Annotated in this window: 11 protein-coding genes and 1 riboswitch; of the genes, 7 read left to right on the top strand and 4 right to left on the bottom strand. The window is 71.4% G+C overall.

All coding sequences use genetic code 11. The features are described 5' to 3' along the window. The first annotated feature begins 176 nt into the window (after window positions 1–176). Complete coding sequence (locus tag ABZV77_RS39395) at window positions 177–2,396, top strand: MMPL family transporter (protein ID WP_356267639.1); 2,220 nt, start codon at window positions 177–179, stop codon at window positions 2,394–2,396. An 89-nt stretch (window positions 2,397–2,485) separates the two neighbouring features. Here the strand turns inward: ABZV77_RS39395 and ABZV77_RS39390 are convergent, their stop codons facing one another. Further along, window positions 2,486–3,481 (bottom strand): DUF3048 domain-containing protein, encoded by a 996-nt coding sequence (locus ABZV77_RS39390; RefSeq protein WP_356267637.1) that lies wholly within the window; start codon window positions 3,479–3,481, stop codon window positions 2,486–2,488. Between the two features lie 202 nt (window positions 3,482–3,683). Here ABZV77_RS39390 and ABZV77_RS39385 point away from each other — a divergent pair, with 202 nt between their 5' ends. The 6 genes from ABZV77_RS39385 to ABZV77_RS39360 all read left to right on the top strand — a co-directional run bounded on the left by ABZV77_RS39385 (window position 3,684) and on the right by ABZV77_RS39360 (window position 9,234). Further along, window positions 3,684–4,460: a PTS sugar transporter subunit IIA gene (locus tag ABZV77_RS39385; protein ID WP_356267635.1), complete on the top strand. Its 777-nt coding sequence runs from the start codon at window positions 3,684–3,686 to the stop codon at window positions 4,458–4,460. A 57-nt stretch (window positions 4,461–4,517) separates the two neighbouring features. Then, window positions 4,518–6,092, top strand: coding sequence for a PTS ascorbate transporter subunit IIC (locus ABZV77_RS39380; RefSeq protein ID WP_356267633.1), 1,575 nt, complete (start codon window positions 4,518–4,520; stop codon window positions 6,090–6,092). A 170-nt stretch (window positions 6,093–6,262) separates the two neighbouring features. Further along, a riboswitch (cobalamin riboswitch) is annotated at window positions 6,263–6,447 on the top strand. Between the two features lie 29 nt (window positions 6,448–6,476). Next, on the top strand, window positions 6,477–7,223 hold the full coding sequence (locus ABZV77_RS39375; RefSeq protein WP_356267632.1) for an energy-coupling factor ABC transporter permease: 747 nt from the start codon (window positions 6,477–6,479) through the stop codon (window positions 7,221–7,223). Next, complete coding sequence (locus ABZV77_RS39370) at window positions 7,223–7,591, top strand: energy-coupling factor ABC transporter substrate-binding protein (protein WP_356267630.1); 369 nt, start codon at window positions 7,223–7,225, stop codon at window positions 7,589–7,591. The genes ABZV77_RS39375 and ABZV77_RS39370 overlap by 1 nt, the downstream gene beginning before the upstream one ends. A gap of 6 nt (window positions 7,592–7,597) precedes the next feature. Then, the gene (gene cbiQ, locus ABZV77_RS39365; RefSeq protein ID WP_356267628.1) at window positions 7,598–8,347 is read left to right on the top strand and encodes a cobalt ECF transporter T component CbiQ; all 750 of its coding nucleotides are present in this window, start codon (window positions 7,598–7,600) and stop codon (window positions 8,345–8,347) included. After that, entirely contained in the window at window positions 8,344–9,234 is an 891-nt protein-coding gene (locus ABZV77_RS39360; protein WP_356267626.1) for an ATP-binding cassette domain-containing protein, read from the top strand. Before cbiQ ends, ABZV77_RS39360 begins: the two co-directional genes overlap by 4 nt. Window positions 9,235–9,251: 17 nt before the next feature. Here the strand turns inward: ABZV77_RS39360 and ABZV77_RS39355 are convergent, their stop codons facing one another. The 3 genes from ABZV77_RS39355 to ABZV77_RS39345 all read right to left on the bottom strand — a co-directional run bounded on the left by ABZV77_RS39355 (window position 9,252) and on the right by ABZV77_RS39345 (window position 11,992). Then, window positions 9,252–10,001: a dienelactone hydrolase family protein gene (locus ABZV77_RS39355; protein ID WP_356267624.1), complete on the bottom strand. Its 750-nt coding sequence runs from the start codon at window positions 9,999–10,001 to the stop codon at window positions 9,252–9,254. Between the two features lie 33 nt (window positions 10,002–10,034). Beyond that, the gene (locus tag ABZV77_RS39350; protein ID WP_356267622.1) at window positions 10,035–10,988 is read right to left on the bottom strand and encodes an endo alpha-1,4 polygalactosaminidase; all 954 of its coding nucleotides are present in this window, start codon (window positions 10,986–10,988) and stop codon (window positions 10,035–10,037) included. 122 nt (window positions 10,989–11,110) lie between these two features. Then, entirely contained in the window at window positions 11,111–11,992 is an 882-nt protein-coding gene (locus tag ABZV77_RS39345; protein WP_356267621.1) for an SGNH/GDSL hydrolase family protein, read from the bottom strand. Window positions 11,993–12,073 lie beyond the last annotated feature (81 nt).

The following is a 12,073-nucleotide window of genomic DNA, read 5'->3' as shown; positions in this document are numbered from 1 at the left end:
CTTCGCCCGACGCAGTACAGCGACCGTGGGCCGATAGTCCGGCTCGCAGGCGGACTTGTTCCCCTGGATCGGCAGTGAGGATAGAGGAGAAATCCTGCTGGACCCCCTGACGTGCGGCGATCGCATTGGCAGAGGGTCGTCCCTGCCTGCTGAACCCGACGGGAGTCCCCTTCGCCGTGGCTACGTTCCTGTACAAACTAGGCCGCCTCGCCTTCCGGCGGCGCCGCTACGTGGCGCTGCTGTGGGTGGTGGCGCTGGCCGGCGCCATCTTCGCCTCGTCGGCCGCTCCTTCCCCGCCCGAAGACTCCTTCTCCATGCCGGGAACGGAGTCGCAGAAGGCCTTCGACCGCCTTGAGAAGAACTTCCCCGACGCCAGCGCCGAAGGCGCCAGCGCCCGCGTCGTGATCCGCGCCCCCGAGGGCAAGAAGATCACCGAGGGACAGCCCAAGAGCGAGGTCGACCAGCTCGTCGCCGCCATCGGCAAGGGCCCGCAGGTGTCGAGCGTCGACGACCCCTACAAGGCCAAGACCGTCAGCAAGGACGGCAGCACCGTCTACACCTCGGTCACCTACAAGGTCCCCGCCACCGAGCTCACCGACAAGGCCCGGGACGCGCTGACCAAGGCGACCGACACCACCCGCGACGCCGGACTCACGGTCGAGACCGGCGGCGACGCCGTCATGGCCGAGCAGGAGATGGGCGGCAGCGCCGAACTCATCGGCATCGCCATCTCCGCGGTCGTCCTGATCATCACCTTCGGTTCGATGGTCGCCGCGGGCATGCCGCTGCTGACCGCGATCATCGGTGTCGGCATCGGCATCTCCGGCATCGCGGCGCTCGGCAGCGTCCTCGACCTCTCCGCCACGACCTCGACGCTCGCGATGATGATCGGCCTCGCCGTCGGCATCGACTACGCCCTCTTCATCGTCTCCCGCTACCGAGCGGAGATAGCCGAGGGCCGCGAACCCGAGGAAGCCGCGGGCCGGGCCACCGGAACCGCCGGATCCGCCGTCGTGTTCGCCGGTCTCACCGTGGTCGTCGCCCTGTCGGGCCTCGCGATCGTCAACATCCCGATCCTCACCAAGATGGGTCTGGCCGCGGCGGCCACCGTCGTGATCGCCGTCCTCATCGCGCTCACCATGATCCCCGCGCTGCTCGGCTTCGCGGGCCGCAAGGTACTGCGCCGCAAGGACCGCAAGAAGTCCGCGAGCGAGCTGCTCGACCCGAACGCCAAGCCGAAGCTCGGCACCCGCTGGGCCCGCTTCGTGCTGCGCCACCCGCTCTCCGTGCTCCTGGTCGCCGTCCTCGGCCTCGGCGCCGTGGCCGTACCCGCGGCCAGCCTGGAGCTCGGCCTGCCCGACGAGGGCACGTCCGCTCCGGACACCACGCAGCGCAAGGCCTACGACATGCTGTCCGAGTCCTTCGGCGCAGGCTTCAACGGCCCGCTGATGGTCACGGTCAGCAAGGACTCCGATGTGGCGGGCGCGGCCAAGACCGTCGGCGACTCGATCGCCAAGATCGACGGCGTCGCCGCCGTGACACCCGCCCAGGCCAACAAGGCCGGCGACACCGCGATCCTGAACGTCGTCCCCGAGACCGGCCCGAGCGACCACAAGACCGAGGAACTGGTCAAGTCGCTCCGCTCGACCGTCGACGGCATCGGGGCCGACACCGGCTCCGAGATCCTGATCACCGGCCAGACCGCGATGACCATCGACTTCTCCCAGACGCTGGACGACGCGCTCCTGCCCTACCTCGGCCTGGTCGTCGGACTCGCGTTCCTGCTCCTGATGCTGGTGTTCCGCTCGGTCCTGGTCCCGCTCAAGGCGGCGCTCGGCTTCCTGCTCTCGGTGGCCGCCGCGCTCGGCGCCGTGGTCGCGGTCTTCCAGTGGGGCTGGCTCGCCGACATCGTGGGCGTCGACCAGCCGGGCCCGATCATGAGCATGATGCCGATCTTCATGATCGGCGTGGTGTTCGGCCTGGCGATGGACTACGAGGTCTTCCTCGTGACGCGAATGCGCGAGGCGTACGTCCACGGGGCGCGCCCCGGCGAGTCGGTCGTGACCGGCTTCACCCACGGCGGACGGGTCGTGGCCGCGGCCGCGATCATCATGATGAGCGTCTTCTCCGGCTTCATCATGGAGAACGACGACATGATCAAGATGATGGGCTTCGGCCTGGCGATCGCCGTCCTCTTCGACGCCTTCGTCGTCCGCATGGCGATCGTGCCCGCCGTCCTCGCACTGCTCGGCAAGTCCGCCTGGTGGCTGCCGCGCTGGCTGGACAAGGCGCTGCCGAACGTGGACGTGGAGGGCGAGAAGCTCCACAGGAACCTCGGCGACACGGGGACGCCCGACGCCGAGACGGACCGGGAACTGGCCCCTGTGGGCAGGTGACACACCGCGGTCCTCGCTGAGCGGGCCGGTCGGGACACCCCTGAAGTGGGGGGAGTGCCCCGACCGGCCCGTTCGGTCTTTCCCGCGGGTCAGTGGCGGTCCGCGTAGACCATCCAGACCTGGCCGGGGGCGAAGGGCATCGGCTGCCCGTTCGGCCGCGTGAACGTGGTGCCGCCGGTGGCCGCGGAACGCTCCCAGCGGGTCAGGTAGCGCTTGCCGTTCCGCAGCACCAGCGCCTTGCCGCGGCCGACCGTCTCGATGTACGGGGTCACCGCGCCGTTGACGTCCTTGAAGCGCGACGGACGCATGTTCACGTACTGGATCACGATGGTGCGGGCCCCGAGCTGCCCGCCCGACGTGCTGCGGGCCGGGACGCCGTCGAAGGACGCGAGCCAGCGGCCCTGCCGCGGCGACCAGCGGAAGGTGTGGCTGGCGGAGGGGTACCGGACGGTCCTGGCCGCGGTGCGGGCTCCGCCCGCCGGGGCCGGGCCGAAGCGGAAGCCGATGTCGGCCGGGCGGTCGGCCCGCGGCGCCGAGCGCAGCACCGCCTTCGGCCGTACGAAGAGGTTGTGCGGGGCGGGGCGCCCGCTCTGGCGGAAGTACGCGCCGGGCAGACGGCCGTGCGAGCGGGCGTACAGCGGGGAGTTCCTGAGCACCTTCTGCAGTGCGCTGCGCACCCCGGAGTAGGCGAGGGCGGGCCGCCCGAACTGACGCAGCAGCTCGATGTCCGACTCACGGGCGCTGCGCACCGGTCCGACGGCGCGGGGGAGTTTGCTGGAGTACACGCCCATCAGGCGGCTCATCCCGCCCTCGACCTTCTCCACGTACACGATGTCCGCCCGGTCGAGACCGGTGTGCGGCCGGGCCCGGCGCGCGTTGTCGAACTTCACGGCGAGGACCGGGTTCTGCCGTGCGGACTGCCCGGTGAAGGGCGAGGTGCTCCGGGGAGCGGGGGCGTCCTCGGAGGCGGGGGCGCTCGCGTAGGAGGGCGCGCCCACGGTGAGCGAGGCCGTGGCGACCAGCGCGAGCACTTTCGCGCCGATCCGGGTGCGGCGGGTGGCCCGGACTGTCGTTGCTGCCTTCAAGGCGACTCCATTCGTGGCGGTGCGGCCGCCGCAGGGTCCGTGGCGGTGCAGCCGCAGATGTACCTCCCGCGGCGGTGGGGCCAATCACCCCTGGGCCATCCACCCTCGCCAGGTCACTCTTTCCGGGGGCGCCCCAGCGTGGCTCCGCCCCGAACGGCGCTGCGGACGTGCCGGGCCGCGCGCGTCGGAGAGAATCATGGGCATGGCAGCGCTGAACGAGATCCTCCCCGTGGCAGCCGTGCTCCTCGACGCGCCGGCGGCCGACTGGCGCGAAGCCGTCCGCCGCGCCGGTGACCTGATGGTCGCGACGGGCGCCGCCACGGACACGTACACCGCGGAGATGATCGAGAACGTCCAGGAGAACGGGCCCTACATCGTCATCGCGCCCGGCCTTGCGTTCGCACACGCCCGCCCCTCGCCCGCCGTGCTGCGCACCAGCATGTCCTGGGTGCGGCTCGCGGCCCCCGTCGAGTTCGGCCACGAGGCGAACGACCCCGTCGAACTGGTCGTCGGCCTAGCCGCCAGGGACGCCTCCGAACACACCGCCGCGATGGGCGCGCTCGCCCGGCTGCTCGCCGATCCCGACACGGCACGCGCCCTGCGCGAGGCACCCACCCCGCAGGACGTGCACGCCATCCTCGGCGGCGGGGGAGCGCCCGCGGAGCCGCGCAAGGAGGCCGCGCGCGGCGGGGACCTGCACAAGATCCTGACCGTCTGCGGCAACGGCGTCGGCACCAGCCTGTTCCTCAAGCAGACCGTCGAGGGGGTCCTGGACCGCTGGGGATGGGACCGGTACGTCACCGTCGAGGCGACGGACACCATCTCGGCCAAGGGCAAGGCGAACGAGGCCGTCGCCATCCTCACCTCGCGGGAGATCGCCAGGACCCTCGGTGACGTGGGCGTCCCGGTGAAGGTCGTCGAGGACTTCACCAGCGCGACGGAGGCCGACCGGGTGCTCAGGGACACCTACGACGTCTGATCTGAGGCCCACGGACCCGAGAGAACCGAGAGACCGGGCAAGGAGAAAGAACCCACCATGGACTGGCTCGTGTCGACCGCCGAGTTTCTCGTCAACGAGATCCTCAGCCAACCCGCCTACCTCATCGGCCTCATCACGGCCGCGGGCCTGATCGCGCTGAAGAAGTCCGCCGGGCAGATCGTCGGCGGAGCCATCAAGGCGACGCTCGGCTTCCTGCTGATCGGGGCGGGCGCCACCCTCGTCGTCGGCGCGCTCGCCCCGCTCGGCGAGATGATCCAGGGCTCCACCGGGGCACACGGCGTGATCCCCACCAACGAGGCGATCGTCGGCATCGCCCAGGAGCAGTACGGCGCCCGCGTCGCCTGGCTGATGATCCTCGGCTTCGCCATCAGCCTGCTGCTCGCCCGCTTCACCCCACTGCGCTATGTCTTCCTGACGGGCCACCACATGCTGTTCATGGCGACCCTGCTGACGATGGTCCTGGCCATCGCGGGCCAGTCGTCATGGGTCGTGGTCGTCGTCGGCGGTGTCCTGCTCGGCATCCTGCTGGTCGCCATGCCCGCCTTCGCGCACCCCTGGACCAAGCGCGTCACCGGCAACGACAGCGTCGCCATCGGCCACTTCGGCACGGCCGGGTACATCGCGGCGGGCGCCACGGGGCAGCTGGTCGGCCGTCGCAGCCGCAGCACCGAGGAGATGGACCTCCCCGAAGGGCTGCGCTTCCTGCGTGACTCCATGGTCGCGACCGCGCTGTCCATGGTGCTGATCTACCTGATCATGTCGCTGGTCTTCCTCGGGAAGGTGGGCAAGGAAGAGGCGTTCAAGGCCTTCGGCGAGAACGGCGCGGCGGGCGCGGGCGGCGTCGGCGACTACGTCATGCAGTCCGTCATGCAGGGCCTCCAGTTCGGCATCGCCGTCGCCGTGATCCTCTTCGGCGTCCGCACGATCCTCGGCGAACTCGTCCCGGCCTTCCAGGGCATCGCCAGGAAACTGGTGCCCGGCGCGGTGCCCTCCCTCGACGCGCCCATCGTCTTCCCCTACGCACAGAACGCCGTCCTCATCGGCTTCATCTCCAGCTTCGTCGGCGGCCTCGTCAGCCTCGGCCTGCTCGCCTGGATCTTCCACCCGGCCTTCGGACTCGCCCTCGTCCTGCCAGGACTGGTCCCGCACTTCTTCACCGGCGGCGCGGCCGGGGTCTACGGCAACGCGACCGGCGGCCGCCGCGGCGCGGCGCTCGGCGCCTTCGTCAACGGCGTCATCATCACCTTCCTGCCCGCGCTGCTCCTGAAGGTCCTGGGCGCCTTCGGGGAGGAGAACACCACCTTCGGGGACGCCGACTTCGGCTGGTTCGGCACACTCGTCGGCTATGCGGCCAAGACGGGGGAGACCGGCGGGGTCGTCCTGATGCTGCTGATCGGCGTGGCCGTCCTCCTCGGCGCGATCGTCGTACAGAAGCGCGTCGTGGAGACCGGCTGGGACCCCGGCGCCCGCCGTGACGCACTGCTGCCGCCGGACCCGGACCGCGCCGCGGAGAAGGTTCCGGCCGCCGCCGGATCCCCCGTCGCGTATGCGAAGATCGCACCCCCGCGCGGAGCGCCGAAGCCGCCCCCGCCGCCGGACGCCCGGACCTGACGGCTCCAGACCCGCTTCTGCGCCCCCTGTGCGCCCCCCTTCCGCGTCCGCTCCCCACCGCCTGCCACTTCCGCACACAGCCTCTGAACAGGGGCGCACGCGGTGGTATGCGCGCTCGCGCGTGCCACCGGCGCAACGAGCCCGCAAGTTGTCAGCACGTCCGTTGCGCACTAATGTCGCCACGCCTTGGTGAACGGGAAATCCGGTGTGATGCCGGTGCGGCCCTCGCCACTGTGATCGGGAAGTCCGGCTCCAGCCCTCGCGGCAGCCACTGGGTACTCACGTGCCCGGGAAGGCGGAGTCCGGTCGGTACGACCCGTCAGCCAGGAGACCGGCCAAGGCGCGTTGTCCATCCACGAGGTGCTGGAGAGGGTCTGCCGAGCCATGCACATAGCCGAGGGTTTCCTCCCACCGGCGCACGCGATCGCCTGGGGCGTAGCGTCCGCGCCGTTCGTCGTACACGGAGTCCGCTCCCTGACCCGTGAAGTCAAGGAACACCCGGAGAGCACCCTGCTCCTCGGCGCCTCCGGAGCCTTCACGTTCGTCCTTTCCGCCCTGAAGATCCCTTCCGTGACGGGCAGTTGCTCGCACCCGACGGGAACCGGACTCGGGGCGATCCTGTTCCGACCACCGATCATGACGGTGCTCGGCACCATCACCCTGCTCTTCCAGGCGCTGCTGCTCGCCCACGGCGGGCTCACCACCCTGGGCGCCAACGTGTTCTCCATGGCGATCGTCGGGCCCTGGGCGGGATACGCGGTCTACCGGCTCCTCAAGCGGTACGACGTGCCGCTCATGGTCGCCGTGTTCTTCGGCGCGTTCGTCGCCGACCTGTCCACGTACTGCGTCACCAGCGTCCAGCTGGCCCTGGCGTTCCCCGACCCCAGCAGCGGCTTCCTCGGCGCCCTGGGCAAGTTCGGCGGCATCTTCGCCGTCACGCAGATTCCGCTTGCGGTCAGCGAAGGACTGCTCACCGTCCTGGTGATGCGGCTCCTCGTGCAGTCGAGCAAGGGCGAACTCACGCGCCTCGGCGTGCTGCTGCAGCGCAAGCAGACGGACGTGACGACCAAGTCGACCGAGCCGACCAAGCCGACCGAGCCGACCGAGACACAGACGGGGGCCAGTGCCTGATGAGCCGCAACGCGAAGATCAACACCCTGCTGCTCCTCATCGTGGCCGCGCTCGCCGTGCTGCCGATCGCGCTGGGACTCGGCGACGACGAGGAGGAGCCGTTCGCCGGGGCCGACGCCCAGGCCGAGACGGCGATCACCGAGATCAAGCCGGACTACGAGCCGTGGTTCTCGCCGCTGTACGAACCCCCGTCCGGGGAGGTCGAGTCGGCGCTCTTCGCCCTGCAGGCCGCCCTCGGCGCGGGCGTCCTCGCCTACTACTTCGGGCTGCGCAAGGGCCGCAAGCAGGGCGCGGAACAGGCGCGTGCGGAGCGGGCGGCCGAGCCGGTCGACGCGGACGGTGCCCGGGCCGAGACCGAGCAGGTCTGACCCGGCGTGCTGCCCATCGACGCGGCGGCGCACAGCAGTCGCTGGCGCCGCCGGCACCCCGTGGACAAGGCCGTGCTCGGGCTCGGCCTCACGATCCTCGCCATCTCGCTGCCGCCCTGGCCGGGCGCCGTCCTGGTCCTGGCCGCCGCAGTCGTCCTGCTGCTCGGTCCCGCCGGTGTGCCGCCCCGCAAGCTGTGGCGCGCCTACCGGGTGCCGCTCGGCTTCTGTGTCACCGGCGCACTCACCCTGCTCGTCCAAGTCGGCGGCCCCGACGGGTTCGTGACCTTCGCGGAGGGCGGCCCGGCGCGGGCGGGCGGGCTGCTCCTGCGGACCTCCGCCGCCTCGCTGGGCGTGCTGCTGTTCGCCTTCACCACACCGATGTCGGACCTGCTGCCCCGCCTGGTGAAAGCGGGCGTGCCCGCACCGGTCGTGGACGTGGCACTCGTCACCTACCGGATGAGTTTCCTGCTCCTGGACTCCATGAGCCGCATCCGGCAGGCGCAGGCCGCCCGGCTCGGGCACACCACCCGCGCCGCCACCTGGCGCTCCCTCGCCGGTCTCGGCGCCACCGCGTTCGTGCGCGCCTTCGACCGGGCGAGCCGTCTGCAGGCCGGGCTCGCGGGCCGCGGCTACGACGGCACCCTGCGCGTCCTCGTGCCCGAGGCCCGCATCTCGCGCCCCTTCATCACGGCAGGCGCGGCACTTCTCGTGGGCCTGGTGGCCCTCACCCTCGTACTGGAAAGGTTCCTGCCATGAGTGAGCCGAGGGCTCTTCGCGAGCCGGACGCTCCCAGCGGACCGCGCGGGTCCGTGGTCGCCCTGCAAGCGGCGGCGTACGCGTACGAGGACGGGCCCACCGTGCTCAGCGGTCTGGACTTCGACGTCGTCGAGGGGCGCGCGCTCGCGCTCCTCGGGCGCAACGGCAGCGGCAAGACGACCCTGATGCGCCTGCTCAGCGGCGGTCTGCGCCCGGACCGCGGGAACTTGACCCTGGAGGGCACCCCCGTCACGTACGACCGCAAGGGCCTGACCCGGCTGCGGACCACCGTCCAGCTGGTCGTCCAGGACCCCGACGACCAGCTGTTCGCCGCCTCGGTCGAGCAGGACGTGTCCTTCGGCCCGCTCAACCTCGGCCTGCCCGACCCCGAGGTCCGCGCCCGGGTCGCCGAGGCGCTCGCCGCCCTCGACATCGTCGCGCTCGCCGACCGGCCCACCCACCTGCTCTCCTACGGCCAGCGGAAGCGGACGGCCATCGCCGGTGCCGTCGCGATGCGCCCCCGCGTCCTCATCCTCGACGAGCCGACCGCCGGGCTCGACCCCGACGGCCAGGAGCGCCTGCTCGCCACCCTGCAAGGGCTGCGGGACGCGGGCACGACCGTGGTGATGGCGACCCACGACGTGGACCTGGCCCTGCGCTGGGCCGACGACGCGGCGCTGCTCACCCCCTCCGGCGTACGGACCGGCCCGGTGACCGGGATGCTGGGGCAACGGGACCTCCTGGCGCAGGCGGGCCTGCACCTGCCGTGGGGGATCGCCGTCGGTGAGCTGCTCCGCGCGCACGGCCTGCCGACCGGAGCAGGTGAAGGGCCGCGCACGGCGGAGGAGTTGGCCGAGCTGGTGGCTGGGCCGAAGCCCGCGGGCTGACCGCCTGCGGGCGGGGCTCAGTTCTTGCCGAGGGTGCGGTCGAGCAGCGGGAGCAGCCGCTCCCAGTGGCGCCGCAGCGCCGCGGGGTCGAAGGCGTCGGTGTCGGACATGGTGAAGCCGTGGACGGTGCCGGGGTGGATCTCGGTGGTGTGGCCGACCCCCGCGGCGTCGAAGCCCTTGGCGAGCTCGCTGATCGCCTCGGGCGTCAAGTCCCCTTCGGCGAGGCCGAGGTGGACCTCCGCGGTGAGCTCGTGGACGAGCCGGTGCGGGCTGTCGGGCGCCTCGGTGACCAGGAAGCCGGGGTGGAATCCGGCGACGGCGGCCACCAGGCCGGGGTGGGCCGTGGCGGTGCGCATCGCCAGGGCGGCGCCCAGACAGTAGCCGATCGTGGCGACCGGTCCGGGTCCGACCTCGGGCTGGGCGGTGAGGAACTCGAGGTAGGCGTCGGCGTCGCGCAGGACGCGCTCGGTGGTGTGGGCCTCGACCAGGGGCATCGCCTGGGCGAAGACCGCGGGCCGCTCCTCCGTGCCGATGTGCGCGGGGAGTTCGAGTACCGGCGCCGGGCCGTGCCGGTAGTAGAGGTTGGGTACGAGCACGTAATACCCGTGCCCGGCGAGCTCGCGGGCCTTCTGCTCCAGCTCGGGCCGCAGGCCGAACGCGTCCGGGTACAGCAGCACTCCGGGGTGCCGCTCGCCGTCCTCGGGGAAGGCGGCGAAGGCGTCCGCGCTGCCGTCCGCGGTGGGAATCTGAACTGTTTTGGTGGGCAAGGAATTCCTTCCGGTCGATGCTGGTCGCTGGTGTCAGCAGTGCCGATACACGTGCCCGTCCTCGTCGGCGGGCAGGACGTCACGGTCGCGCAGGGTGATGGACAGCTTCTTGCCCCAGGTGCGGCAGGCGGTGTCGAAGTCCTTCGTCACGTACTCGATGTCGAAGACCTTCCCGTCGTACGCGGACGCGAAGTCGGGGCACTCCTTGTAGCGGGCGCACTCCTCGGTCACCGCGAAGTCGAAGCCGATCCGCTTGCGCTCGTCCAGGAGGTCGGTGGTGTTCTTCTGCGCGATGGCCAGGCCCTTGCTGTGGGCGCGCTGGGCGAGGAGCCGGGCGAAGGCGGCCGCGTCGTCGGTGGTGAGCAGGCCGTCGGAGCGCTCGTAGGAGTCGAGGTTGTCGGGCTCCACCGCGTCGAAGCCCGCCTCCGCGCAGCCGTCGATCCACTTCCCGACGATCTCGGCGAGCGCCTCGCGCTTCTTCCCGGTCGAGATGTCGAGCAGGGGCTCCTGCCAGTCCTCGTCGACGACAGTCCGCCCCTCGTCGTCGCGCAGGAGGAGGTCGCCGTGTTCGCGCTGCCACCAGCGCTTCGCCTTCTTGCCGGGCTGGGTCTGGAAGGCGTTGACGTAGCAGATGTTGTAGAGCCCGGGGGCGGGGTCGGCCGTGCGGTCGCGGGAGACGGCACGCACCTTGGCCGGGGGCGCGTACGGGCCGCCCAGCTGGTAGTCGAACTTCGCGTCGACGGGCGGCTGCCGGACGTCGTCCGCGCCGGATCCGGTGGATGCGCCTGATCCGGCGGAGGTGCCGGATCCCGCGGGGGTGTCGGATCCGGCGGTCGAGCACCCGACGAGGAGCGCCAGCAGCAGCGTGCCGCCCAGACCGGCCCGAAGGGCCCGGCCCCTCGGAGCGCCGCCGGTCGGCCGCGCCGAAGGGGTCTCATCGGTCCGCTCTGAGCGGTTGTTGCTGGTACGCCACTTGATCCCGTTCACCCGTCAAGGATCTCAGGCCTGGTGTGCGGCCTGTGCGGCGGGCGTCCGGTAAGGGCGGGTTCGGCGGTTAAGGGCGGGTCATGCGGTCATGCGGGTCGTGCGGGTCAAGCAGGTTGTGCGGGTCAGGACAGGTTCAAGGCCTTGGCCGTCTGCTCGGCCATCCCGGCCTCGCCGATGGCGTTGGGATGCACGGGGACGAAGTTCGTGCCGAAGAGGACCGGCTCGATCCAGCGCTGGCCCGCCGGGCGGCAGGCGTCGTGCGCGTCGGACGCGGCGGCCATGTCGACGAACGTCGTGCCGGTCTCCGCGGCGGCCTGCTGCGCGGCGCCGTTCAAGTGCGCCTGCAGATCGCGGAGGTAGGGCACGTCGCCTTCCGCGATGGGCATCTTGGCGAAGCAGCCGGGCTCGGCCTTCGCGGGGGTGATCCAGGGGTAGCCGAGGATCGCGACCTTCGCCTTCGGTGACTTCGCCTTGATCTGGCTCAGCGAGTTCTTGATCGCCGGGTACGTCGTCGCGTCGATCTGGTCCGTGAACTTGCTGCCGTAGAGGTCCTTGCAGGGGCTGCCCTTGCCGCCCGAGACGATGCCCGCGCTGCCGCAGGCGAGGATCGCGTTGATGAACGTGCCGTTGTCGTTGCCGCCGATGGTGAGCGTCACCAGCTCCGTGTCGCTCTTCAGCGCGTCGAATTGCGGGGCGACCCCCGGGTACTGGGCCGTGGTGAAGTGCGTCGTCTGTGCGCCGCCGCAGGTCACGTCGGTGAGGCGGGCGCCGAGCGAGGCGGCGAGGAGGTGTGGGTAGTTCAGCGAGGTGCGGGCGCACAGGAGGGGCGCGCCGGGATCGAGGGGCAGCACGCCCGACCCGGCGCTGTAGCTGTCGCCGAGGGCGACGTAGCGCAAGGGATCCCGGGCGTCGGGAGCGGCGGCGGCAGGACCTGCGCCGAGGCCGAGGGCGGCGACTCCCGCGACGGCGGCCACGGCTGCCACGGTGCGATGCGGTCTGGGCATGCGCATGAGGGTTCTCCTCCGGGGAGGGGTGCGTGGGGGGGTGGAGCTCGTGCAACGTAGTTCACGATCTTGCAGCTCACT

This window comes from Streptomyces sp. NPDC004732, assembly GCF_040609235.1.
In the GTDB taxonomy this organism is placed as follows: domain Bacteria; phylum Actinomycetota; class Actinomycetes; order Streptomycetales; family Streptomycetaceae; genus Streptomyces.
The sequence above is the reverse complement of the archived record's forward strand: the minus strand, read 5'-3'. Positions and strand labels throughout refer to the sequence as shown.

What these genes read in the sequence shown, in the direction of transcription:
- ABZV77_RS39345 (WP_356267621.1), bottom strand. Translation starts at nt 11,992, where the DNA reads ATGCCCAGACCGCATCGCACCGTGGCAGCCGTGGCCGCCGTCGCGGGA.
- ABZV77_RS39380 (WP_356267633.1), top strand. Translation starts at nt 4,518, where the DNA reads ATGGACTGGCTCGTGTCGACCGCCGAGTTTCTCGTCAACGAGATCCTC.
- ABZV77_RS39360 (WP_356267626.1), top strand. Translation starts at nt 8,344, where the DNA reads ATGAGTGAGCCGAGGGCTCTTCGCGAGCCGGACGCTCCCAGCGGACCG.
- ABZV77_RS39370 (WP_356267630.1), top strand. Translation starts at nt 7,223, where the DNA reads ATGAGCCGCAACGCGAAGATCAACACCCTGCTGCTCCTCATCGTGGCC.
- ABZV77_RS39375 (WP_356267632.1), top strand. Translation starts at nt 6,477, where the DNA reads ATGCACATAGCCGAGGGTTTCCTCCCACCGGCGCACGCGATCGCCTGG.
- ABZV77_RS39385 (WP_356267635.1), top strand. Translation starts at nt 3,684, where the DNA reads ATGGCAGCGCTGAACGAGATCCTCCCCGTGGCAGCCGTGCTCCTCGAC.